24 protein-coding genes are annotated in these 23,684 nt (G+C 35.3%); 9 read left to right on the forward strand and 15 right to left on the reverse strand.

All coding sequences use genetic code 11. The annotated features are described in order from the left end of the window. Positions 1-28: 28 nt before the first annotated feature. From M2M59_RS16080 to M2M59_RS16100, 5 genes are all read right to left on the reverse strand, one after another. Positions 29-1,321 carry a CitMHS family transporter gene (locus M2M59_RS16080; protein WP_147197521.1) on the reverse strand — a complete coding sequence of 431 codons (1,293 nt, stop codon included), beginning with the start codon at positions 1,319-1,321 and terminating at the stop codon, positions 29-31. Between the two features lie 154 nt (positions 1,322-1,475). Continuing rightward, positions 1,476-2,159 (reverse strand): response regulator, encoded by a 684-nt coding sequence (locus M2M59_RS16085; protein ID WP_147197523.1) that lies wholly within the window; start codon positions 2,157-2,159, stop codon positions 1,476-1,478. 12 nt (positions 2,160-2,171) lie between these two features. Continuing rightward, on the reverse strand, positions 2,172-3,764 hold the full coding sequence (locus tag M2M59_RS16090) for an ATP-binding protein (RefSeq protein ID WP_249775088.1): 1,593 nt from the start codon (positions 3,762-3,764) through the stop codon (positions 2,172-2,174). 51 nt (positions 3,765-3,815) lie between these two features. Continuing rightward, complete coding sequence (locus tag M2M59_RS16095) at positions 3,816-4,271, reverse strand: 8-oxo-dGTP diphosphatase (RefSeq protein WP_249775089.1); 456 nt, start codon at positions 4,269-4,271, stop codon at positions 3,816-3,818. A gap of 182 nt (positions 4,272-4,453) precedes the next feature. Further along, complete coding sequence (locus M2M59_RS16100; RefSeq protein WP_249775090.1) at positions 4,454-4,906, reverse strand: MarR family winged helix-turn-helix transcriptional regulator; 453 nt, start codon at positions 4,904-4,906, stop codon at positions 4,454-4,456. A 260-nt stretch (positions 4,907-5,166) separates the two neighbouring features. On the opposite strand from M2M59_RS16100, the gene M2M59_RS16105 reads away from it, so the two are divergent. Further along, positions 5,167-5,586, forward strand: a complete 420-nt coding sequence (locus tag M2M59_RS16105) for an organic hydroperoxide resistance protein (protein WP_249775091.1) — start codon at positions 5,167-5,169, stop codon at positions 5,584-5,586. 54 nt (positions 5,587-5,640) lie between these two features. Here M2M59_RS16105 and M2M59_RS16110 read toward each other — a convergent pair whose 3' ends face one another. Beyond that, positions 5,641-6,150 carry a methylated-DNA--[protein]-cysteine S-methyltransferase gene (locus M2M59_RS16110; RefSeq protein ID WP_249775092.1) on the reverse strand — a complete coding sequence of 170 codons (510 nt, stop codon included), beginning with the start codon at positions 6,148-6,150 and terminating at the stop codon, positions 5,641-5,643. 451 nt (positions 6,151-6,601) lie between these two features. On the opposite strand from M2M59_RS16110, the gene M2M59_RS16115 reads away from it, so the two are divergent. From M2M59_RS16115 to M2M59_RS16140, 6 genes are all read left to right on the forward strand, one after another. After that, a complete protein-coding gene (locus M2M59_RS16115; RefSeq protein WP_249775093.1) occupies positions 6,602-7,057 on the forward strand; it encodes a staygreen family protein in 456 nt (151 codons plus the stop codon). Positions 7,058-7,436: 379 nt separating this feature from the next. Beyond that, complete coding sequence (locus M2M59_RS16120) at positions 7,437-7,976, forward strand: PadR family transcriptional regulator (RefSeq protein WP_249775094.1); 540 nt, start codon at positions 7,437-7,439, stop codon at positions 7,974-7,976. Positions 7,977-7,986: 10 nt separating this feature from the next. Beyond that, on the forward strand, positions 7,987-8,457 hold the full coding sequence (locus M2M59_RS16125) for a DUF4188 domain-containing protein (RefSeq protein WP_249775095.1): 471 nt from the start codon (positions 7,987-7,989) through the stop codon (positions 8,455-8,457). Between the two features lie 242 nt (positions 8,458-8,699). After that, positions 8,700-8,891, forward strand: coding sequence for a PLD nuclease N-terminal domain-containing protein (locus tag M2M59_RS16130; RefSeq protein ID WP_249775096.1), 192 nt, complete (start codon positions 8,700-8,702; stop codon positions 8,889-8,891). Continuing rightward, positions 8,888-9,772, forward strand: a complete 885-nt coding sequence (locus tag M2M59_RS16135; RefSeq protein ID WP_249775097.1) for an ABC transporter ATP-binding protein — start codon at positions 8,888-8,890, stop codon at positions 9,770-9,772. The genes M2M59_RS16130 and M2M59_RS16135 overlap by 4 nt, the downstream gene beginning before the upstream one ends. Further along, positions 9,769-10,548 (forward strand): ABC transporter permease, encoded by a 780-nt coding sequence (locus M2M59_RS16140; protein ID WP_249775098.1) that lies wholly within the window; start codon positions 9,769-9,771, stop codon positions 10,546-10,548. The genes M2M59_RS16135 and M2M59_RS16140 overlap by 4 nt, the downstream gene beginning before the upstream one ends. Positions 10,549-10,649: 101 nt before the next feature. Here the strand turns inward: M2M59_RS16140 and M2M59_RS16145 are convergent, their stop codons facing one another. The 6 genes from M2M59_RS16145 to yeiL form a co-directional block, all read right to left on the reverse strand. Next, a complete protein-coding gene (locus M2M59_RS16145) occupies positions 10,650-11,342 on the reverse strand; it encodes a response regulator transcription factor (RefSeq protein WP_147197540.1) in 693 nt (230 codons plus the stop codon). A gap of 18 nt (positions 11,343-11,360) precedes the next feature. Next, a complete protein-coding gene (locus tag M2M59_RS16150) occupies positions 11,361-12,812 on the reverse strand; it encodes a sensor histidine kinase (protein ID WP_249775099.1) in 1,452 nt (483 codons plus the stop codon). Positions 12,813-12,875: 63 nt separating this feature from the next. Beyond that, a complete protein-coding gene (locus M2M59_RS16155) occupies positions 12,876-13,841 on the reverse strand; it encodes a DUF4822 domain-containing protein (RefSeq protein WP_249775100.1) in 966 nt (321 codons plus the stop codon). A 208-nt stretch (positions 13,842-14,049) separates the two neighbouring features. Beyond that, positions 14,050-15,030, reverse strand: coding sequence for a sensor domain-containing diguanylate cyclase (locus M2M59_RS16160; protein WP_249775101.1), 981 nt, complete (start codon positions 15,028-15,030; stop codon positions 14,050-14,052). Between the two features lie 20 nt (positions 15,031-15,050). Beyond that, on the reverse strand, positions 15,051-15,851 hold the full coding sequence (locus tag M2M59_RS16165) for an alpha/beta fold hydrolase (RefSeq protein ID WP_249775102.1): 801 nt from the start codon (positions 15,849-15,851) through the stop codon (positions 15,051-15,053). Positions 15,852-16,012: 161 nt separating this feature from the next. Continuing rightward, positions 16,013-16,684: a transcriptional regulator YeiL gene (gene yeiL, locus M2M59_RS16170; protein WP_249775103.1), complete on the reverse strand. Its 672-nt coding sequence runs from the start codon at positions 16,682-16,684 to the stop codon at positions 16,013-16,015. Positions 16,685-16,765: 81 nt separating this feature from the next. On the opposite strand from yeiL, the gene M2M59_RS16175 reads away from it, so the two are divergent. Next, positions 16,766-17,932, forward strand: coding sequence for an MFS transporter (locus M2M59_RS16175; protein ID WP_249775104.1), 1,167 nt, complete (start codon positions 16,766-16,768; stop codon positions 17,930-17,932). Between the two features lie 96 nt (positions 17,933-18,028). Here M2M59_RS16175 and M2M59_RS16180 read toward each other — a convergent pair whose 3' ends face one another. From M2M59_RS16180 to M2M59_RS16190, 3 genes are all read right to left on the reverse strand, one after another. Continuing rightward, on the reverse strand, positions 18,029-18,862 hold the full coding sequence (locus M2M59_RS16180) for a hypothetical protein (protein ID WP_249775105.1): 834 nt from the start codon (positions 18,860-18,862) through the stop codon (positions 18,029-18,031). A gap of 198 nt (positions 18,863-19,060) precedes the next feature. Further along, positions 19,061-20,227: an MFS transporter gene (locus M2M59_RS16185; RefSeq protein ID WP_249775106.1), complete on the reverse strand. Its 1,167-nt coding sequence runs from the start codon at positions 20,225-20,227 to the stop codon at positions 19,061-19,063. A gap of 94 nt (positions 20,228-20,321) precedes the next feature. Beyond that, positions 20,322-20,633: an ArsR/SmtB family transcription factor gene (locus tag M2M59_RS16190; protein WP_249775107.1), complete on the reverse strand. Its 312-nt coding sequence runs from the start codon at positions 20,631-20,633 to the stop codon at positions 20,322-20,324. 242 nt (positions 20,634-20,875) lie between these two features. On the opposite strand from M2M59_RS16190, the gene M2M59_RS16195 reads away from it, so the two are divergent. Continuing rightward, positions 20,876-23,671, forward strand: coding sequence for a bifunctional diguanylate cyclase/phosphodiesterase (locus tag M2M59_RS16195; RefSeq protein WP_147197558.1), 2,796 nt, complete (start codon positions 20,876-20,878; stop codon positions 23,669-23,671). Positions 23,672-23,684: the final 13 nt, after the last annotated feature.

Consider the following 23,684-nt stretch of genomic DNA (forward strand, 5'->3'; position numbering starts at 1 on the left):
CAATATAGAGAGTTTTTGGAATCAATCGTTAGATAGGGATAATGGAGAAAATAAGGGCTACTAAAATCATTACAGCTGTAGCCCCACATGCCCATTTCAAGAAGGTACGTTGTAGACTACCAAAATCTTCGCCAACCATTCCTACTAATAAGTACGTGGATGGCACAAGAGGACTTAATAAGTGTACCGGCAACCCTAATAATGACGCCCGGCCAATCATAGCTGGATCAATTCCATAACCGCTTGCTGCTTTGGCGAGTAACGGTAATACCCCGTAGTAAAAGGCATCATTGGACATAAAGAATGTAAAGGGTGCACTAATGATGGCAGTAATTATGGCAAAGTGTGACCCCAAGGCATCTGGAATATGCGTAATAACCACATTAGCCATAGCATCAACCATCTTTGTTCCGGAAAGTATTCCTGTGAATACGCCAGCTGCAAATACCATGGAAACTACGGACAATGCATTATCTGCGTAGTGCATGACTCTTTCTTTTTGTTCTTTTAAATTAGGATAATTCATTGTAATAGCAATAGCAAAACCAATCATAAACAAGACAGTAGTTGGCAAAACTTCACGAATCAATGCTACTAACAGGATGATTGTCAGTAAGTAGTTGATCAGTATAAGTTTCGGTCTCTTTAGACTTTCATCAGCCGTCGTTGCTGCTGCCATCGCTTCTGTACCATAGTTAATTTCTAATACACCCGTTCTTTTACGTTCCTTTTTACCAAGGGTGTAAGCCATAAACAAAACAAACAATACTCCGCCAATCATACTTGGGATGACTGGTGTGAAGATATCCCCCATCTCCAAATTCAATGCCGTCATCGCTCTGGCTGTAGGGCCTCCCCACGGAAGAAGATTCATTACACCAGAAGCTGAAACTGCAATCCCCGCAAGTACTAATGGTTTCATTCCAATACGTTTGTAAAGTGGTAGCATTGCTGAAATAGTAATCATATATGTGGTAGTTCCATCTCCATCAAGTGAGATTAACAAGGCAAGTACAGCTGTACCAATTGCGATTTTTACAGGATCACCTTTAACAACCTTTAAAATTGTATTAATAATAGGATCGAATACCCCTGCATCAATCATAATGCCAAAAAAGAGAATAGCAAATAAAATCATAATCCCAGTAGGTGCCACACTCTTGATTCCCTCTAATGCCATAGGACCCATATCTTTGCCGAATCCCCCAAATAAGGCAAAAACAATTGGAACCACTATCAGAGCAATCATTGCAGATAAGCGTCTGGTCATAATGAGCACCATGAATGTTATAATCATTAAAAATCCTAATGTTGCAAGCATTATTCTTCACCCCTTTTATAAGTAAATTAATAATATATAATTTTCTGTTTACTGAAAACGTTTTCAAATTAAAGTTATTATTGTACATAATGCTACATTTTGTTCATATTGTTCATGAAGCACAAAAAAAGAAGGCTATATTTAATAGCCCTCTTTAAACAGGATAATATTTTCTTTCCGGTCTTCCAACGATACCATATACAACCTCAGCTTTGGCTTCATTTATCGATGAAAGATACTCCAAATATCGGCGCGCTGTAATTCGTGAAGCTCCAATTTCTTTTGCTACTTCCTCTGCTGAAAGTCCCATTCGCTTTGTAAGAAGAACAGCCTGGACCTTCTCTAAGGTTATTTCATCTATTCCCTTTGGAAGTCCTGAATTTTTCTTCATCTTTTGATCGAAACTTTTGCCAAAAAGAAGATCTACATACGTTTGGTTTATCTCCTGATTCGACAGAAGTATGGAATGTCTTTTTATATATTCTGAGATAACTTCATCAAAGCGTTCCCTATTCACTGGTTTAATTAAATAATGGATTACTCCGTAATTTAGTGCCGTTTCAATAAATACTTTATCAGTAGCAGCCGTAATCATAATAATATCTACCTTAGGGAAGTCCTTTCGGATAAGGGGCAGTAAATCCGTGCCCATCATATCGGGAAAAAATACATCTAAAATTAATAAATCCGGCTGCTTTAACTTAATTAATTCAAGGGTTTGTTCACCGTTTAACGCCTTTCCAACTACATCTATTTCATCAAATGTTGATAAGTATTTTTCATGTATATCTGCAATTCGGAAATCATCTTCTGCAATAACTGCTTTTATTCTGTTCATGTTTTCTCCCCTTTATAAATATTTAGGAAGATAGACGGTAAATATCGTTCCGGTTTCTAGCGTACTTTGAACCTCAATCATGCCATTCATCTCTGTAACAGCCTTTTCTGCATTTGAAAGTCCATATCCTCTTGCTTCCATCCTATCTGAATCTTTCGTAGTGAATCCTTTTTGGAAAAGATATGTTAAATTTTCTTCTTTAATTCCCTTTCCATTGTCAGCAATTTCAAAGATAATATCACTTCCAATGTCAGTAGTGAAGAATTTTACAGTTGGAATGTCAGAATCTAACACAGCTTCAAAAGCATTTTCAATTAAATTACCTAGGATAATAATTAAATTTGACAGTTTTATATGAGAAGGAAGAGAGTCTAAATAGCTATCTTGGGCTATATCAAACGCAATCTTCTTTTCCGATGCCTTTCCTAGTTTGCCTAGGAGGATAGCCTGAACTTTTGTATCTTTTATTTGTTTAAAGACAATGGAATTTTGAGTCTGAAGCATCTGTGTTTCTTGATGGAGCATATCAATCGCTTCTTTGTACTCTCCTAGCTCTAGCAATCCCATCAATACGTATAATTTATTAGTAAATTCGTGGGTTTGTGCACGAAGGTCCTCTGAATAACTCTTTACTTCAGATATTGTGTTGACCATTTGTTCAATTTCCGTTTTATCTCGGAAAGAGGCCACTACTCCAATATTCCCCTTTTTATTATAAAGAGGTGTACAATTCACAATGATTGTTTTTTCCTTCCACACTATTTCTTTATCTATTTGAGGTGTTCCTGTTCTGATCACTTCATATAGATATTCAGAAGGAAAAAGGTCATCTACCTTAAAGTCGATGACAGATCCTTGAATGTTCAAGAGGTTTTTAGCAGTTTGATTCATCGTGGTAATGAACCCCTCCTGGTCAATGGCCAGAATCCCTTCTTTCACAGCATGTAATATGGCCTCCTGCTCTCTATAAAGCCGAGCGATTTCATATGGTTCTAAACCCATGGTATCCTTGCGAATGTTACGACCGAGTAATGAACTGCCAACCAAGGATATAATTAACGCAATGAGAGAGACATATAGAACTTTAATAATGTTTTTCTTTGCCTGCTCATGAACATCTTCAAGTAAAAAACCTACTGATACAATTCCAATAATTTCTCCTTTTTTATTGTAAATGGGCGATTTCCCTCTAATAGAAGGGCCGAGCGATCCTTTTGATTTTGATACATAGTATTTCCCACCCTGAAGAGCTTTTTCGTTATCTCCGCCCTTCATTTTTTTACCAACCATTGCTTGTAGAGGGTGAGAGTATCTGACCCCATTCTTATCTCCCACAACAATAAATTCAGCACCTGTTTCTTTACGGATTTTTTCTGCAATGGGTTGTATTTCATTGGATGAATTTTTTGTTTGTAAAGCAGTAATAATATTCGGTATAAAAGAGACTGTTTTAGATAACTCTAAGGCCATTCTTCCTTTATTATCCTCTATCTGTTTACTTTCCATATAGCTATAAAACACAGTTAACAGCAAAATTAACAACAGCCCTAAGGCAAAAACGAGGCCAAATATTTTCGTCTGTAAAGATATTCTTTTGAAGTTCAATAAGGGTTTCTCCTTTGTTTGAATATACCTATCTTTCAATAAGTGTTATATTCACTGCCACTTTACTTGTCTTGATTCCTGTTCATTCCAAACCCCAAATCCTTCTGAATACTTTTTCTCTAAAAACATCGGTAACCTTTCTTTCATTCCTTCAGCAAAATTCAGTTTTGGTAACTCCTCCGTATCTACCCAAAAAATACGGCCTTCATCTGTTCTATCTAGCAAAGTTCCGCTAAAATCCTCTGTTCTATAATTAAAAACAAAATACTTTTCGCCTGTTTCACCGTTATACAAATATATAATTCCACAGGCTTCTAAATTAGAGATGGTTAACCCTGTCTCCTCTTTTATTTCTCTAATCGTTGAATCAATTAGACTTTCGCCGTCCTCAACCTTTCCACCAGGAAAAGAAATTCCCTTCCAAGACTTAATCCGATCAAGAACTAAAACTTTATTATTCTCTTTATCATAAATCATACACATATTGGTTAATGTTGTCCTAGTCACAAAATAGTCCCCCAGCTTCCCACTTTTATCAATTATCGCCTATGTACTACTTTATCTCATAAATTTCTTTTATATATTAACATAAGCCTAAATAGACAATTCAAACAAATAGCACCTCTACATGATTAGAGGTGCTGGCATTTTTCTTCCTATAGCGTGGTTGAATTCATCTTTGCTTTTTATTATTTCCTAAGCGATTCATTTTGTTGCTTTAATTTCTTTTGAAGAAGGTTTAATTGATTCATCAATTCTTCATACTCTTCAAATTCAATATTACATGGTTTAACATCAGCCGAGATTTTCGTGATAATGGCTTGTTTTTCTTTGAGAGCTTTTGGTTGCAGGTATATAGAGACTTTTCGTTCGTCTACTGATGAACGCTCTCTTCTTACCCAATCATTCGCTTCCATCCTTTTAATCATTGGCGTTAAGGTACCTGTACCTAAATTTAACCGATTGCCCAATTCCTTTGCCGTAAGACCATCTTTTTCCCATAGCACTAATAAGGCTAGGTATTGAGGATAGGTAAGGCCAAATGGCTGAAGCACCTTTGCATATAATTTGTTAAATTGGCTGCTCGCTTCGTAGATTGAAAAACAAAGTTGGTTTTCTAAAGTAAAAAAATCATCCAACATGCTCATTCCTTTATATACAATAATATTATTTTTTCTCTTCCCATTCCTATATAACAAAAACTTATACTTTACTATTATGTACCTTATCAAGAGATACTAAAAATTTAAACGTCTGCGATTAAGTTTAGGCGCTTTATTTGAGGGTATCAAGGTAAAATACAAATTTTAATCAAAAAAGATGTAATTGTTGACTCTTTCATTTAAATCTTATAAGATTTAATCGTACACGATTTAAATTTAAACAAAAGGTGGGAATGTAAATGACAGTTTTATACACAGCAAGCGCAACAGCAGTAGGCGGTAGATTAGGTAGAGTAGTTTCATCAGACAATGTATTAGACCTAGATTTAAAGACACCAAAAGAGCTAGGTGGACCAGGCGGTTATGGTACAAACCCTGAACAATTATTTGCGGCTGGTTACTCAGCTTGCTTTGATTCAGCATTAAACCTTGTCATCAAAACACAAAGAGTAAAAGAGGTAACATCAACGGCAGTCACAGCAAATGTATCCATCTTCAAAGGGGAAAATAATGGTTTTAAACTATCAGTGGAATTAGAGGCTGAAGTTGAGGGCGTCGATAAAGAAACAGCTCAAAAACTTGTAGAGGCAGCTCATCAAGTTTGTCCTTACTCCAATGCAACAAGAGGTAATATTGAGGTAACTCTTAAAGTAGTTTAATGGTATTGGTTTTGGAAGGGTTTCTTTTTCAGAAGGAACCCTTCTTTCTATTAATCAATATATCTTTCTTTCGTTATTTCCCTGTTCTTCAAAATACGTGTGCTCATGCTGAAGCAGCCATTCTTTTCTCCATTGCCCTCCTGCATAACCAGTTAATTTCCCATTAGAACCGATCACTCTGTGACAAGGAAGGACAATACTTAACCTATTTTTTCCATTTGCATTTCCTACAGCGCGAGTAGCTTTTTCATTCCCTATGGATATGGCAATATCCTTGTAGGATCTTTTTTCTGCATAGGGAATTTCTTTTAGCGCCTCCCATACTGTCCTTTGAAAGTCAGTTCCTTCTAATGCATAGGGAAAAGAAAAATTCCGACGATATCCTTTAAAATACTCATCTAACTGGGTGTAGCAAGCTTTTACAACAGATGGTGTTTCCTCTAATAAAAATTTTTCTGTGATATCCTCTTCAGAAAATAAAATGGAATAGATCGCTTCATTCGTGCCAATTATTTCAATTAATCCAATTGGTGATTTGTAATACATTTTATAAGTCTTCATCATATAAGGACCTCCAAAGAAAAAGGTAGCGTACGCCTGCCACCCTTTCCAATCTGCTACCAATACTTCCATAATGGGTTTACGACGAAATGTCGAACTGGCTAAACGATTAAGCAACGCATTGACGAAAGTTTAAACCACTTTTGGATGTTTCTCAACATTGGCTGTTTAAGAAAGTAAACCTTCCATAGAACGCCAATACTGACCCATGATGGTCGTTCTAAAACCAAAATAGGTTTCCATGGAAATAAACCCTAATTCTTCTTAAGTAAGTAGTGGAAATTATAAATCAATTTATGGGAATTTGCCTCTTTTGGTTTGGGGAATGCGTTAAAACATATACCTGTTTCTGAATATCGTCATTCTGCTCCACAACGACTTAATCATTTGTATTTGGAATAACAACACTATAAAAACTGCATAAAATGATAAAAAACAATGGGAGTTGACTACTTTGACCAAATTTTCTCCTGAAAAATTATCCTTAGAATACAGAGATGCGATAACATCTGTGGAGCCCCTAATTTCAAGACGTTATACGCTAACTCACTCGGATTTAACTGGAGATCTATTTTTAACCATTGGTAATCAATATGCGTGGGATAAGGTCACCTCTATGCGAGATGAAGTATTGGGTGAATGGAAAGAAAATAGTAGTTCCTTATACTATTGTGTGTATGTTTATATTGATCAAGAACCATTTAATCCACATACATCAGCAAAACGCTATGAAGTATTTAGACGTGAGCTGCCCCTTGCATTAACCGCTATTCGTTATGGCGACAATCTTCTTTTCCAAAACTACCCCATACTTGATCAAGCAACCGTAGTGATTAACTTTGTGTCAGCCTATCCTCCATTTGCCAGACAAGAAAATTGGGGGATGTTTCATAATTATTCCATAAAATAAATCACTTGGCTGCTGAGTAATTAAATTAAGAGATTCCTTTCCCCAGCTGTTATTATTCAGTAGTCTTTGAATTAAATGACTGATAGCTTTATATAATTCTTTTACAGTTAGAGTCTAAACTGTCATTGCATCATCCTAAGAATAGAAAATATTCCATTCTTTTACACTATGGGAAGTCTGTAAAAATATACCGGAGGCACTCTCTCGCTGTTACGGAATGTTTTGCAGATTTTTGAACCCCAAAGCTAGTAAGATCTTTAAAATCCCCCAAAACACATACATGTCTTCTACAAAGACACTTCATATGGGGTGGATTCTTTTCATAAAGTAAAGTATCATATATCAAAATGATATATATCTTTTAGTTAGGATGGTTACATTGAAAAATTACAATCATACAACCTATTCCATTCTTGGAATTTTAACTACAGAATGCCGTACTGGCTATGCTATTAAGCAGCTAATTGACGAGAGTTTAAACCACTTTTGGAAAATTAGTTATGGCCAAATCTATCCGACATTAAAGATGATTGTCCAAGATGGATTAGCAGAAGTCCATACGTCGACTCAAAAAGGCAAGCCTGATCGTAATGAATATTTCCTTACGCCAAAAGGAAGGGATGCTTTAAAAACTTGGTTGGAAGAGCCGGTTGAACAAATTCCGGTTGAACGAAATGAGATTTTACTTAAACTGTTTTTTGGAAGTTATCAATCAAAAGAATCTACTATTTCCCTAATCGAAGAGTATAAGCAAAAATTAGAGGCTCGTTATGAAACATATAAAAATATTGAACATACCATTTCTACCTACAACAATGATGCTTCTCAATATTGGCTGTTTACATTAGATTACGGAAAAAGGATAACAATGGCCGCCATTGAGTGGTGCACCTCCACTCTCAATCAAATATCAGTTTAGGGGGAATAAAATGGCTAAGAAAATTTATACAGGGCGTTATACAACGGAAAATGACGAGGATATTGTTGTTTTTATTATTGGCATGAGAATCAACAAGCGATTAGCATTTCATAAATGGCTTCCTGTATTTAATGCTATGCTTGGTATGGTTAAAGAGCTGTATGTGAACAAAGAAGAATTAGGCTTTCTTTCAATGGAAACTTATTTTGGTCTTAGTACGACAATTATGATTCAGTATTGGCGTTCTATTGAAGATTTACTTTCTTATTCAAAAAACGACCTACACTTAAAGGCATGGAAAAATTTCAATAAAAAAATAGGTAACAATGATGCAGTAGGTATTTACCATGAAACATATAAAGTAAGTAGCGGAAACTATGAATCGATTTATGGGAATATGCCTCTTTATGGATTGGGGAAAGCTTTAAAACATATTTCTATTACTGAAAGCATTCACTCCGCTCGTAAACGGCTCAAATAAGCTTTACTTTCTCTTTTGTTTTATAATTTAATAAAAGGAATTCTACATGTTACATTCTCCTACTTATCAAACTGATTTAAGAAATACACCGCTTCAAATTTTCTATTATTATTCAAACTAGAAGAACAATATGTAAAGTCAGCAAAAGCCCCAAAAAAGGAATTTTTAATGGATTCCAATGATACTTTGATTTAGGGGATCTATAATTAATTCCTAATTTAAAAAGTAGAGGTGAATTTATAGTGATAGATATTAATTGGGCGTTAGTCGCCCCACTCCTTGTTATTCAGTTTATATTATTTATTGTTGCATTAATTGATTTGATACGCATTCATGCAACGAACGGTCCAAAATGGGTTTGGGCTATTGTCATCTTATTCCTCAATACGATTGGACCAATCTGTTACTTTATTTTTGGGAGAAAAACTTCATGATTAGAATTGAACATCTTACGAAGGTTTTTGGTGGAGAAAAAGTAGTAGATGATTTGTCTTTTGTTCTTGAAGCAGGGACTTCCACTGCATTAATTGGTCCAAATGGAGCTGGAAAAACGACTACTTTATCCATGCTCACGGGCTTACTAAAACCAACCAATGGATCTATTAGAATGAATGATACCCAAGATATCCGAAAAGAAATTGGCTTTTTGCCTCAATACCCTAACTTTTATCCTTGGTTAACGGCATTAGAGTTTACCGAGATGACTGGAAAGCTAAACGGTGTACCATCCAGGGATGCAAAAAAACAGGCAGAAAGAGTGTTGGATTTCGTTGGATTAACGAACGATAGATCAAAGAAAACGTCCACATTTTCAGGTGGTATGAAACAACGGCTTGGTATTGCTCAAGCCATCGTCCACAAACCAAAGCTCCTCATATTAGACGAACCTGTATCCGCTCTTGATCCGGTTGGGAGACGAGAAGTTATAAATCTATTAAAACAATTGCAGCAACATTCAACGATTTTGTATTCTACTCACATCTTAAATGATGCAGAGGAAATGACAGACCAGCTGCTCTTCTTAAAAAAGGGGGAATTAGTAGAGCAAGGTTCCTTGAAGGATATACGTACGAAATTTGATTCATTCCGTTATAAGATTCAATTTACAAGTAAAGAAGAGGCATCACTCTTTGCCACACAATCACAGCTACCAACCACAGTAGAGGAATCTTATGCTTTTATAGAAATAAAAGATGGCTTTCCAACGATGCAAGAGCTCATGTCCCAACTTATTGTTCTGCCATTTTCTATATTAAAAGTGGAACGAGTGACGATGACATTAGAGGAAATTTTTATGAAGGTGGTTGGACAATGAAGACTTTCATTATACTACTTCAAAAAGAATTTCGTGAAAGCTGGAGAAGCTTCAAGTTCTTGTGGATGCCGCTACTATTTATTTTGCTAGGAATTACAGATCCATTAACAAATTATTATATGGAAGACATTTTAAATGCTGTCGGCAATATGCCCGATGGATTCTCTCTTTCACTACCAGACTTTGTACCAATTGATATTCTGATGGCTTCTACTGGTCAATTCCAATCGATAGGCCTTATCGTGTTTGTCATTACAATAGCAGGGATGATTAACCGTGAAAGACAAAACGGTACAGCAACCCTTATATACGTGAGACCTATTTCTTTTTTTGCTTTATTTATGAGTAAATGGGTTGTAGGAAGCTTACTAGGCATTCTAAGTGTTAGCTTAGGCTATGCTGGCAGTATGTACTATACAGCTATTTTATATGGATCAGTTGATACTATGTCCTTTATTCAAATGGTTCTGTCCTATTGTGTATGGATTGTATTTGCCACAGCTGTTGCGCTAATGTTTAGCGCTATATTTAAGACAGCGTTCGCAACAACCTTCACCATTATTGTCATCCCATTTGGTGTTATGATCGATTCATTGATTGGCCAATACTGGCATTTCTCACCATGGAAATTAGCAAATTACAGCGTACAGTTACTATCTGATGCGCATAATGAATATTATATAAAAACCTTGCTGTTAACCATTATTCTATTAATTTTAGCTATAATAATCGGTATCCTATTTACGCGAAAAAATGCCGGAACAACGAAAATTTAACTTGTGAAAATGAAAAATATTTCACATTATTATCTGATAATAAAAAACTGCCTCTCATACTTAGTGGGCAGTTTTTTATTTTCTTGAATACAACAATATTTTCAACTATTAAAGCGATATCCGCTGCCCCAAATTGTCTCGATCGGCAGCTCGGATAATTTCGCTTTTTTCAATTTATCTCGTATTCGTCCCACATGGACAACAACTGTAAAAACATCTCCATCTAAATCGTCCATATACCATAATTGACGGAAAAGCTGTTCCTTTGTCCAAACGCGATTTGGATGGTCCATAAAGAACGCGAGCAAATCAAATTCCTTCGTTGTAAAAATAACTTCCTGATCTAACACAAATACTTTCCGTGCAGCTTTATCAACTATAATATTTTTCATCTCTAAATAATCCTGTGTTTGTCCAGTACCTGTCAACTGCTTATAACGTTTACTATGAGCTTGTACACGCGCGACAAACTCGCTCGGGCTGAATGGTTTCGTTATATAATCATCAGCGCCTAAACCAAGCCCCCTGATCTTATCAATATCTTCCTTTTTTGCAGACACAATTATAAGTGGTATATCTTTCTTTTCACGAATACGTCGACAAATTTCAAAACCATTCATAGAGGGGAGCATCAAATCAACGACAACTAAATCAAAAGGCTCGTTTAATGCTCGATTCATCCCCTCAAAACCGTCTGTCACGATATCTGCTTGTATTTGATTAATTTCTAAATAATCTCTCTGTAATTCTGCAATACTGATATCATCCTCGATGATTAATATACGAGTTGGCACGAGTCATTGACACTTCCTTTAAGCCTTTTTCAAGATTATTGTCACTGTTGTACCATAATCTAGCTTGCTTTGAATTTTTACACGGCCATTGTGCTTGGCAACGATCTGCTTTACAATGGCAAGCCCCAGACCACTTCCGCCTGTCGTTGAGGTACGTGCTTCTTCACCACGATAAAAATGATCAAATACATATGGGAGCTTGGATTCCGGAATTCCTTGCCCGTTATCCCTTACTTTAATTTCAACTAGATCATCCACGACTATTACTTCTAAAATTATATATAATAGTTCATTTTGCTTTTTAAATTTCATACTATTTTCTATTAAATTAATAATGGCCCGATTCATCTGCATTCGATCAATATAAACATACACATCCTCCTCTACGTTCAACTCTAAATGAACTTCTTGATTATATAGCTGGAACTCCTCCACGATATGTGTAAGGAACTTTGTAAGCTGTATACGCTCAAAGTAGAACTGAATGGCCTCTGCATCAAACTTTGAATAAAGGAAAAGTTCTTCAATTAATCTATTCAATGCAATTGATTTAGAATGGATGGTCCTCAAATACTTTTCTCGCTTTTCAGGTGTTTCGGCAACACCCTCCTGTAAACCTTCAACATAACCAATAATGGTGGTAATCGGTGTTTTTAAATCATGAGAAATACTGGCTATTAGGTCTTTACGATTTTTTTCAAGATTACGCTGCTCCTGGATAGAATCTAAAAGTGCTAACCGCATACTCTCAAAGTTGGAGGTCAGTTCATGTACCTCCTTTGCTGTCTTTGGAGGTAATGCTGGTGCCTCAATCATTAAATCTCCTTCTCGAATTTCAGACATGGTCCGTCCTAAATTTTCTAGTGGCTTAATAATTGTCTTATTTAAAAACTGATTTAAAAAGAGCATTGCCGTGATAGCTACAAGAAAGATGAAGAGAATAATAATAATTCCCCATTTTGTCAGGAAATCTAAAAAGCTATTTTCTTTCTTTAACACTAAAACGCTGCCCTTCGACTTATCGCTATAAAAAAAATCATACTTAATATAACGGTAGAGTCCACCTGCATTATCTATTGTGCCCTTTGTCTCAATATTATTCTTATCAAAAGACGGGAAATGTACAACAAGAGACCTTTCTACTAGTCCCCTTGAATAATATACTATTTCCTTTTCATGCCGGATGACAACGCCAAGTGACTTCAGCTCAATCTGTTGCAATCTTTTTTGGATATCCTGCTCTAAAAGATTGTCTGGATCCATCTTAGCAATATTCCGTAGTTCTACATAAGCAAGCCCCTCATCCGGACTCAAAGAACGCTGCTTCGTAAAAGTCTGGTACAATGTTTTAGGTGTGGGAATAGATCCTGTTGTGACATAAAAGACAATGCATAGAATAGAGAGAATTGTGACACTCGCAATCACAATACCGCCAATATATGAAGTTAAAAATCTATTTTTTATTGTCATTATCCATCTCCTTTCCTCAATTTATAAAGGAGATTCCTCCCTTTTTCAAGGAAGGAGCTATAGTTAAAAACTAAATGATGGGTTTAAATCTCCCTTATATGGCTCATGCTCCACAAAGATGGTGATATCTTTGCCATTTGCATCTTTACCTACACGCTTATAAGTAAACTTGCCATCATTTAATTCAGTAAGTTCTAAGGCAGCACCGTATTTATTATCGCCTATTGATACATGCGCACGGATTTTATTATGGTTAATGACATCAAAGTAACCGTAGTCTCCACGACTTTCTCCTGTTTCTTTATTAAAGAATTCATATTTGTTCGTGTCCTCTTCAAACTTTGCCACACTTAAAAAGTTCGTATTATACTTTGAGACATCATTTCCATCCTCATCAAGCACCTTAGTTCCTTGCCATAACGTTTCACCAAGAATTTTATCCCCATCTATACGAGTATTAATATCTCCAGTAGAAGTAGTTAGCTTTTGATCTGCTTTAGAGAAAGCTAAATCATTTTTATCATATGGTATATGCTCTACAAATACTTCTATATCATTACCTTTCGTATCTTTGCCCATACGTTTGTACGTGAAAATCTTCTGATCTAATTCAGTTATTTCAACAACGGCTTGATATTTCATCGTATCTGAAATTAAAATGCGTTTCTGGCCATCATTTGTGACAAAGAATGTACCCTCGTCGCCTCGTGTTTTGCCTGTTTTCGCATCAAAAAACTCGTAACGTCCTTTCTCTGCATCGTATTTTGCTAAACCAATAAAACCCGAATTCTCCTTAGTTAAGTCATTTTTATCTTTATCATAAACACGAGTACCTTGCCAATTTGTACTACTTAATATGCTCGCCATTTCTTGCCCCCTTGAAAGTGGCTGTTCAGCGTTTTTGGCTTCCGCCTGCTCATTTTGTACCGCTGATTTGTTGGTCTCATTTTTAGTTGTATCATTGCATGCTGCTAATAATGTAACTGAGCTAAGAATAGCAAGTGTAGTGAATTTGAATTTGTTATTCATAAAGTATTCTCTCCCTTATCGTTTTCTTATACTCAGTATGGACATTAGTTCTAAACTGTATATATCGCAAATATAAACAAAATATAAATTCGTAAAAAACACACAATGCTTTATATAGGTAAGTTTTTTAGAATAATAAAAAGGTATATGAAAAATTCCATATACCTTTAATAATTGGTGTTATGTCTCACCTAATGTTTTTACCACATTAAGATAAATCCCTATAATGAGTCGCTCGGTTTCGCCCCATCTTCTTAGAAGAATAGAGAGCTTGGTCTGCATTTTCTATGATCGATTCTTCTGTATCCTTATTAGTAAAGGTGGCTGCTCCAATACTGATTGTTAAACTCCCAACCTCTTTCCACTCCGCTTGTTCAACCTTTTGATTCATATTCCGAGAAATACTTATCGCTTCTACTACATCCGTATTTGGCAGAATGATTGTAAATTCTTCACCGCCAAAACGAGCAGGAATATCTGCAGTTCTCACCTGGCTTTTTAGGATATTTGCTAGTTTTATAAGTACCATGTCACCTATATGGTGTCCATACGTATCATTCACCTTTTTAAAATGATCAATATCAATAATAAGTAGGGAGAATACTTTTTGTTCTTTGTGGTAACAGTCAATCTGCTCCTCCAGTTTTTGCTGAAAGAATCTTCTGTTAGGAATGCCTGTAAGCTTATCTGTATTTGATATTTCAACTAATCCTGAATTAATCTCCATCAATTCAATTTGTTTCTTTTCTATTTCAAGATAGATTTGTTCTAGTTTTGCAAAAGCTATATTCTTTTCTATATAAGCCTCTTCCATTTGCTTTTTAGTCTTACGTAATTCTAGTTCATAATCTATCCGCTTTTTCATTTGAACAAATATACAGTCGATCATTTCAATACTGTCTTGCTTTACATGTCGTGCATTCATTAAATAAGGAATAGCTTCGCCGTTTTGATTTCTAAGATTGACGAATAATTCTTCTACATATCCATGTAAATTAATATTTGGGTAAAAATAAGAATGAAAGATTAACTTATTCCCCGTCGATAAGAGCGATTCAAAGTGCTCCCCTATTAAATTCTCTTGCTTGAACCCCATCCATTCAAGAAAGGTATTATTAACCTCTGTTATATAACCATTACGGTCAATCGATATAAACCCACAAGGTGCTTCTCTTAATCTTTCATTCATAATTAATCCCCTCTGATAAATTAATTCTCTAGATACTCCATAATCATCTTAGTTGTTTCTAACGGTTGACTAATATGTGGGTAATGACCTCTTGCATCTATGATTTTAAGCGTACTATTTTGCAAATGTTGATTTAAATATTCGCCTACTTCTTTTGGTACAATGCTATCCTCAGAGCATTGAATAATTAATGTAGGTACATCTAATAAGTCTAAGCTAGAACGGTAATCTGAATAGAATGTAACCTCTGCAAACTCCCTCGCTACACGTGAATTCGTTGAAACAAAGCTACTTTCCAGTTCTTTAGTTAGCTCTGAATCATTCGACTGATCCATAGCTAAAGGAGCCATATAGCTTGCCCAGCCAGCAAAATTCATTTCCATCATCGCAAGTATTTCATTAATATCACTTCGTTCAAATCCACCAATATATCCGTCTGAATCATTTAAATAACAAGGAGAAGGCGCAATCATAATCAGTTTATCGAAGTAATCTGGTCGCTCAATTGCAGCCAGCATGCCAATCATTGAACTAATTGAATGTCCAATAAATAATACATGTTGAAGATTCATTTCTTCAATGATGTCTAGAACATCCCGTTTATATCCATGGAGCGTGCTATATTTTTCTGATTTATAAGCAGTGATATCCGAGTTTCCTGATCCTACATAATCAAATAAAACAATTCGATAACGATCAGCCAGGTTTGGAGTTACATATTGCCACATGCTCTGGTCACAACCAAATCCGTGTGCAAGAATAATCGTTTGCTCTCCCTGCCCTATAACCTTCACATTATTTCGATTCATCACATTATGCATAACAAGCGCTTCCTTTCTACTTTTCCTATTTTCATTTTAACGAGTACACTTTAAATATCTAGTGAAATTTCCCATTTAACCTCTATTTAACCATTGTACTGGATAATTCAATTAATAAAAATACAGTCCAAGCAATTTACTGGGACTGTATGAAATGTTTATTACATATTTTTTAACATACCTGCAAGATTATATAAAGATTGAGGCCTGGTAATTTGGTAGTTTCTTCCACGCTTTTGTAAATAGCCTTTATCACAGAATTGTGTTAATACATGCAATAAGTGACGATAGGATACACCTAAATAATCACAAACTGTTATGTGCCTCTCTTTATATATCCCTTCATCAGCTGTTTGTAAAATGAAATCTGCTAGTCTATTTTCAAGCGGAAAAGCCAGGCTCTGTGAATACCTCGTTGCCATAATAGTTGCCTTAATACTTAAAAACTTGGTTAATTCACGTAGAAACTTTGCGTCTTCTAACAATTGGGTACCACAATGATGAATGGGAATAGCAAAACAAATGGTCTTAGTTAAGGCCTGAATCCCTTTTGTATAGTACACCTCGTTTAATAATTCCATTTCTCCAATATAATCATGAGTGTTGATAAAATTAATTAAGGATACTTTCCCATTTTGATGTGTTACATAAATTTTGCCCTTTCCTTCAATAACATAAAACAGAAAATTGGATCTCGTTCCTTCTTGTATTATCCATTCATCTCGCTCATACTGGTGTACCTCAATAAACTCCTCCACTGGAAAGGAAAACAAATGCGCAATTGAGTACTTCCTCATATATTGTTGTTTTTTCTCATCCTTGTAAGTTTCCATCTTGCACCTCAAAAATATGAGATATCTCATATTATTCTCTCTTCACTCCATGATACCATGCAAACAATGGAGGGAAATAAAATGAACACACATCACACACATCGCTGGATGAGCATGCAATATTTTAGTTTTTTCATGACATGGGGGATTTTTCTGCCCTATTGGACGGGATGGTTGATTCATGCCAAAGGAATGACCATCCCTCAAGCTAGTTTGATTATGAGTGTGGGTCTAGTTGCCAGAGGCCTTTCTACACTATTTGCATTTCCTTATTTGTCAGAGAAATATAGTATTAAAACCTTATTAAATGGAGCAGGGATTGGAACACTGATTGCCATACTGTTTTATATTCCATCCAGCTCCTTTACAAGCTTACTTATAGTTACATTAATATTTCACTTCTTTTATCCAGCTTTGATGCCTACCTTGGATAGCGCTGCTGGCGTGCTTATACAAAGTAATCAGTTAAAAGATTATGGAAAGAGCCGTCAGTGGGGATCTATTGCCTTTATCTTGGCTGGCATGCTTTTATCTGTCTTTACAGGGTCACTTGGAGATAAAGTTATTTTATGGGGATTCTTACTTGGTGCTGTGGTATTGATATGTCTTGGTTTCACACGTGCTCCCGCAATTCTATCTGTAAAGCCAACGGTAGATCTAATGCAAAAGGGTGGAATGCTAAAATTATTCCGTATTAAGTACTTTAGTTTAGTACTAATTATCGTCATCTTACTGCAAGCAGCACATGCATCCTATTACAGTTATGGTTATCTCTTTTTACAAGAAATACATGCACCCAAGTTTTTAATAGGTACTATTATTAATATCTCCGTTATAGCAGAAGTCATCTTTTTTTCCATAGCTGATCGAAAGTTTCATACATTCTCAGTGGGTTCGTTATTAGCTATAGCAGCGGTGGGTTCTACCATTCGTTGGGTATTCGTATTTGTCTTTCCAAATGTAATCGTTTTTAGTATTGCACAGGCTCTGCATGCTTTTTCATTTGCTATGGCGCATTATGCGTTTATGAAATACCAAATAAAAAACATTTCACCTACAATGATTTCGAAAGCTCAAGGCATTTATTCAGCTTTAGCCCTTAGTTGGAGTACTGCTGTATTTACTGTATTTGGCGGTTATTTATACGAAATTGAGCCAAGATATGCCTTTCTCGGCATGATTGTTTGTACTATCCCTGCTATGATACTCGCGCTTTTATATCGAAAACTGGAAATAAATAATTCATAAGAAAAAATAAGCAATGGAGATAATCCAATGCTTATTTTCCTTCTCAAATCCGCTTAAAGATCTCGATTTAGTTAGATGCTATTTAATGGTTGTTATTTATTCTTTAAGCAATTTAAACTTCTCATAACTTTGTTTAAATTCTTTTTCAGTTACAGCATGAAATCGCAGTTGTTCACCGGTTATCCAAAATAAAAGGTCTAAGCCAGTTGCATCCTTAAGAAAATGCCCACCCAGTTTTGTAGATCTTCCGTTTACGGTAGGAAAGAACTCAACCATTTTTCCGTCTGTTATCCCATTCATCACATAACGGGTTTCCTTATAGGGTTTATTAGAGTCACCATTAGCATTCATAACAAGAAGTGACCCAGACAATTCTCCTCCAGATAGTACCTCATCAACTTTTAGAAAGAGCTGATATGTTCCATGTTCCTCAGCATAAAGATAGCCATAATTTCGTTTCAGTGCAACCGTAAATTGTTTCCAACGCGTCTTTTCCACATATTCCGTATTATATTCCCTATTTGCCTCTACAGATGTAGCAAGCTCCTCTTGGCTAACACCCCTGTATAAATGGCTACTCTTTTCGCCTCTTTTTTGTACCAGCAGATTAAGTTTAGAAGGCTTTATATCAAACACCAGAACATTCCCATATTTATTCACCTTCAATTCAAACCCTTCTTCGGTTTCCTTTCCGGTGACTGAGAATGTTTCTTTTTCTTTGATTTTCTGTTGATGATATTCACCTTTCACTTTTCCATTTCGACTAGTCAGTTCAAACCAAGAAAGGACATCGTTATCATCGTATACAAACGCATCAAATTGATTAAGTAATACCTGTCGCTCCTTAATCTCTAAAGCAAACCACCAAAGTGCTAGCCCAACAAGCAGTAATATTAACGCTACAATTCCCCAATGTTTGAACTTCCTCATTTTGCCCTCCCCTAGATTAGCCTTAGCCTGCAAAACAAGATCAGTCTATCTTATGTAAGACTTCAAGATTATTTGTTAGAAGTCCTGCAAAGCAAGTTGTTCTTATCTTTCATTTTTAAGGATTTACACTCTATTTAGTAATAGATAAATGTTCAATTTATGAGTAAATGATTTGTACATAGCCTGGCTCTTAGCTTCTTATTCTGCTGGCAAATTAATTCTGAAGTACTTTATTTTTATTGTTATCAATAATAAAGAAAGAAGCGTGAATAGGAAGCCACTCCAAATCAGCTGGCGAATTCCTAATTTAGAAATAAACCAGCCTCCAATAGTCGTTCCTAAAGTAATTCCAAGGTTTGAAAACGAGACGAATAAACTGTTTCCAAATTCCGGTGATTCCTTTGCTTCATTCATTAACCAAGCTTGGCTTACAATTAATCCACCAGAATGAATGATCCCCCAAATAAATATCATAAAAATCATGGGAACTAAATAAGAGCCTAAATAATATAGCAATATATAAATAATTAAATATGCACCTAGGAATGATACGATGGTATTCACAATACTTCTTTGTAAAAATACTCCAAATAAATGATTGCCAACAACCATAATTAGCCCAAATATGAGTAACATGATACTGATTAGAGAACCATTCATGTTTGATACTCTTGCAAGGTATTCAGCAAAGTAACTATAAACTGAAAACATGGCTGCAAAAATAAATACAACTGCTATTATGTTTAACCACAATCCAGGCTTACGTAATATACCTATCTGTTTTCCAAAGGACATTTTTTCTGTAACTGGCATAGAAGGAAGCAAAGTAGCTATTCCTATAAAAGCAAGAGCGTTTACAATTGCTCCAAACAAAAAAGCAACTTCTAATGAAAACTGTTCTGCAAGATAAGATGTTAATGGTACACCAAAAGCAAAACCAACGGTAATTCCCATGAAAACCTTTGTGATGGCTTGTCCACTTTTTTCAGGTGGGACAAGAGAAGCAGCAGTAACAAGTGCTATCGAAAAGAAGAGGGGGTGAAGCGCTGCAGGTAGAATACGAAAAATGAGCATAATTTCAAACTGGGTTGTAAAAGCATAAATAACATTAGAAATAACGAACATAAATATGGCTGTCAGTAAAAGTAACTTACGGTTAATTCCAGAGACTATTACTATAAGAAATGGCCCAGAGATTGCAACAACTAGCGCAAATATACTTACTAATAAGCCCGCCTGTGAAGTGGAAATTGCAAATTTTTTCGCTATTTGTGGTAACACCCCGACAATACTCATTTCTGTTGTAATGATTCCAAATACACCTAATGCCAATGTAATGATAAGCAGAGGGCTTATTTTCTTCATGAATATCAAACTCCATTCTTAATTATAAATTTATTCATCTATATATCTAAAAAAATAGATGTATTAGCTTAAAAAAAGAAACCCTCCCCTCTTTTTATAATTTAGTTTGAACATAATCGGCAAATTCTTTGATTGTTTTTTCATTCCGACGATAATACGTCCACTTCCCAATTCGTTCGGATTCTAATAATCCTGCCTTTTTCATTGTGAATAAATAACTAGAAATAACTGATTGGGCCATCCCAGTTTTTAATTGAATCTCTCCTACACATACGCCAACTTGAAAACTAATCCCCTGTTTTAAATAAGGCTCTTCATCAAAATAAATTTCTGGGTCTTTTAACCACAATAAAATTTGTTGTCTTGTCTCATTTGATAATGCTTTATAAATTAGTAAAGGTTCCATACCACCATTATATCTATTTTTATAGATTTGTAAATAAGTTGCGAAAGAAAAAAGACCTCAACCAATAGCTCAAACATTCTAAGTTATTTTGACTTCAGTTTATATATTTAGTTTTATGCAATTCGTTTATCTAAATATTTACAGCTTCTTTTTACTAAAAGTGGTTCAAAGTTTTATTTTCTTAAATTACTATAAGGTATAATCTTAAGTACTATATCTTTCTAAAAAGGAATGGATAATACATGAGTAAAGAACAAACAAGATACTCACGTCTTGCTAATATAACTAAAGTTATCAATATGAAGCTCGAATTACGCGAAGTATTGGAACAAGTAACCATTGCAATATCAGAGGAAATAGTCCGATGTAATTCTGTCGGCATATACTTACCTCAAGAAGATGGATCGTTTAGAGGCTTTGTAGGAAAGCCGGAATATCTAAATGGATGGACCTTAGATATGCATGTCATTGATACGGATTACGATTTACTCGCAAAAGAAGTCATTGAAACCAAGAAAGCCATATACATTCCTGATACATCAAAAGATAATCGTCCTGACCCACGGGCTGTTGCAGGATTTCAAATCAAGTCTTTATTAGGTCTGCCCATTTCTTTTGAAGATGAGCTATTTGGACTGGTCTTTTTATTCGATTATGGCATACCGATGAATCTAACAGATGAAGAAATACAAACAGTCGAGGCATATGTCAATATGGCTGCTGTTGCCATACAAAATGCGAATAATCTAACGTATAAAGAACGACTCATTAAAGAAAAGCAGCTTTTGCTTGATGCGACACGAGATTTATCGATGTGTTCTTCTATGCAAGAAAGTCTTGATAAATGCTTTTTCTATTTAGCCCAAGTTTTAGATACGTATAATACAGGGGTTCACTTATTAGATCCGATAGCTGAGAAAAAGATTAAACCCGCCAAGTTAAGCAATAGGAGTGACTGGACTGAATCAGAATGGCTCAAAACACATAATAAATTTCAAATGGATCAAAGTAATGACCTGGTAATGCAAGAAGTTTTTGAAACAAGAAAAGCTATATTCATTCCCGATGTCTTTAAAGATAATCGACCAAATCACGAAGTTTGTCGTAATTTTGGCATTAAAGGTCTACTCATGTTTCCTTTAATTTCAATGGGCGAGATTTTAGGACAAATCTCAATTGTAAATCTTGGCGAAGAGAAAGTCTCTTATTCAGAAAATAAAATACAATTAGCCCAATCTATTATAGATGCGACAGCCGCCACATTATCAAATCTTTTATATATGGAAAAGCAAGAGGTCATTATTGAAGAAAGAACATCTGAAGTAACAGATAAAAATCAAGAACTTGAAAGAGTTATAGCAGAATTACAGCAACTTAGTCGGGAAAAGGAGTTGATTCTCAACTCTGCAGGCGAGGGGATCTTTGGATTAGACCTTGACCGAAATATTACCTTTTGTAATCCAGCAGGTGCACACATGTTAGGTTATAAAACAGAGGACGAATTAATTGGAAAAACAGTAAATGTTATCTTTAACAATACAGAAATAAGCCGATTAAATAGTGTGGCATCTAATTTAGAAGAAAACCCGAAATACGGATTAAAAGAAGGCGAATTTTATAGAAAAGATCATTCGAGTCTTCCCGTTGAGTATGTCATCTCTCAAATAGAAGAGCGGGGTAAAATTGTTGGGGAAGTTGTCACGTTTAAAGATATTACAGAACGAAAACAATTAGAAGAAGAGATTACCTACCATGCATATTATGATAGCTTAACAGATTTGCCCAACAGAGTTCTCTTAAATGATAGATTAACGCAAGGCATCATCCATTCAAAAGAGAATGGAGAAAAATTAGCCGTATTGTACTTAGATTTGGATCGTTTTAAATATGTGAATGACTCACTTGGCCATAGCTTTGGAGATCGTTTACTTCGAGATGTTGCCAATCGTTTACGCCATTGTGTTCCGCACACAGCAACATTATCTCGTCAAGGTGGAGACGAATTTGCCATTTGTTTACCCCATATCCACAGTAAAGATGATGTCTTAAAAGTGGTTGATGATATTATCTCGACTTTTACAAAGCCTTTTAATTTGCTAGACAATGAAATATTTATTAAAGCGAGCATCGGTATTAGTTTATTTCCTGATAACGGGGATACAACAGAAACATTAATTAAAAATGCAGATACGGCCATGTACAAATCAAAAGAGACAACAGGCAGTGGTTATCATTTCTTTAGTGAAAGCATGGATGTAAGAACCTTTGAAAACATTAAGTTAGAAAATGCTTTATACAAAGCTTTAGAAAAAGATGAGCTTGTTCTCCTCTATCAACCTCAAATCAACTATAAAACGAATCAGTTAGAGGGAGTAGAAGCCTTAGTAAGATGGAATCATCCAGAACACGGTATGATTCCGCCAGAAAAATTTATTCCTATTGCTGAAGAAACAGGTCTGATTGTGCCCATCGGTGAATGGGTTCTTACTGAAGCTTGTAAGCAGATCAAGGCATGGCATAATCAAGGTTTCCAATTAAAAAGTGTGTCTGTCAATCTATCTGTTCTTCAGTTCGAGCAAAATAATTTATTCTCTATTGTCAAAAATGTATTAGAAAAAGTTAAGCTATCACCTGAGTATTTGCATCTAGAGCTCACAGAGAATCTTATTGTTAAAAATACAGAGTTAACTTTAAAAACAATGAAACAATTAAATGGATTAGGTATTAACTTAGCCATTGATGACTTTGGCACTGGTTACTCTTCTTTAGGTTACTTAAAAAAATTGCCGATTTCTACATTAAAAATCGATAAAACCTTCGTGCAAGAAATGACAGAAGACGAGGCTGCGATTACCAATACAATCATCACACTAGCTCACAATTTAAATCTTGAAGTCATTGCTGAAGGTGTCGAGACATTAGAACAAGTAGAATTTTTATCTTCTCAAAATTGTTATTTGATGCAAGGTTATTTTTTCAGTAAGCCATTAACAGCTGATCATCTATTGAAAAAATACTTTCCATATAAATCTATTTAGTCTATAAGGAGAA

The organism is Rummeliibacillus sp. G93 (genome assembly GCF_023515935.1).
In the GTDB taxonomy this organism is placed as follows: Bacteria; Bacillota; Bacilli; order Bacillales_A; family Planococcaceae; genus Rummeliibacillus; species Rummeliibacillus stabekisii.

Bases quoted from the DNA above. Each gene is read 5' to 3' on its own strand.
- M2M59_RS16080 (WP_147197521.1), bottom strand. From the start codon at position 1,321: ATGCTTGCAACATTAGGATTTTTAATGATTATAACATTCATGGTGCTC.
- M2M59_RS16085 (WP_147197523.1), bottom strand. From the start codon at position 2,159: ATGAACAGAATAAAAGCAGTTATTGCAGAAGATGATTTCCGAATTGCA.
- M2M59_RS16100 (WP_249775090.1), bottom strand. From the start codon at position 4,906: ATGTTGGATGATTTTTTTACTTTAGAAAACCAACTTTGTTTTTCAATC.
- M2M59_RS16105 (WP_249775091.1), top strand. From the start codon at position 5,167: ATGACAGTTTTATACACAGCAAGCGCAACAGCAGTAGGCGGTAGATTA.
- M2M59_RS16110 (WP_249775092.1), bottom strand. From the start codon at position 6,150: ATGATGAAGACTTATAAAATGTATTACAAATCACCAATTGGATTAATT.
- M2M59_RS16125 (WP_249775095.1), top strand. From the start codon at position 7,987: ATGGCTAAGAAAATTTATACAGGGCGTTATACAACGGAAAATGACGAG.
- M2M59_RS16135 (WP_249775097.1), top strand. From the start codon at position 8,888: ATGATTAGAATTGAACATCTTACGAAGGTTTTTGGTGGAGAAAAAGTA.
- M2M59_RS16140 (WP_249775098.1), top strand. From the start codon at position 9,769: ATGAAGACTTTCATTATACTACTTCAAAAAGAATTTCGTGAAAGCTGG.
- M2M59_RS16150 (WP_249775099.1), bottom strand. From the start codon at position 12,812: ATGACAATAAAAAATAGATTTTTAACTTCATATATTGGCGGTATTGTG.
- M2M59_RS16155 (WP_249775100.1), bottom strand. From the start codon at position 13,841: ATGAATAACAAATTCAAATTCACTACACTTGCTATTCTTAGCTCAGTT.
- M2M59_RS16160 (WP_249775101.1), bottom strand. From the start codon at position 15,030: ATGAATGAAAGATTAAGAGAAGCACCTTGTGGGTTTATATCGATTGAC.
- M2M59_RS16165 (WP_249775102.1), bottom strand. From the start codon at position 15,851: ATGCATAATGTGATGAATCGAAATAATGTGAAGGTTATAGGGCAGGGA.
- yeiL (WP_249775103.1), bottom strand. From the start codon at position 16,684: ATGGAAACTTACAAGGATGAGAAAAAACAACAATATATGAGGAAGTAC.
- M2M59_RS16175 (WP_249775104.1), top strand. From the start codon at position 16,766: ATGAACACACATCACACACATCGCTGGATGAGCATGCAATATTTTAGT.
- M2M59_RS16180 (WP_249775105.1), bottom strand. From the start codon at position 18,862: ATGAGGAAGTTCAAACATTGGGGAATTGTAGCGTTAATATTACTGCTT.
- M2M59_RS16185 (WP_249775106.1), bottom strand. From the start codon at position 20,227: ATGAAGAAAATAAGCCCTCTGCTTATCATTACATTGGCATTAGGTGTA.
- M2M59_RS16190 (WP_249775107.1), bottom strand. From the start codon at position 20,633: ATGGAACCTTTACTAATTTATAAAGCATTATCAAATGAGACAAGACAA.
- M2M59_RS16195 (WP_147197558.1), top strand. From the start codon at position 20,876: ATGAGTAAAGAACAAACAAGATACTCACGTCTTGCTAATATAACTAAA.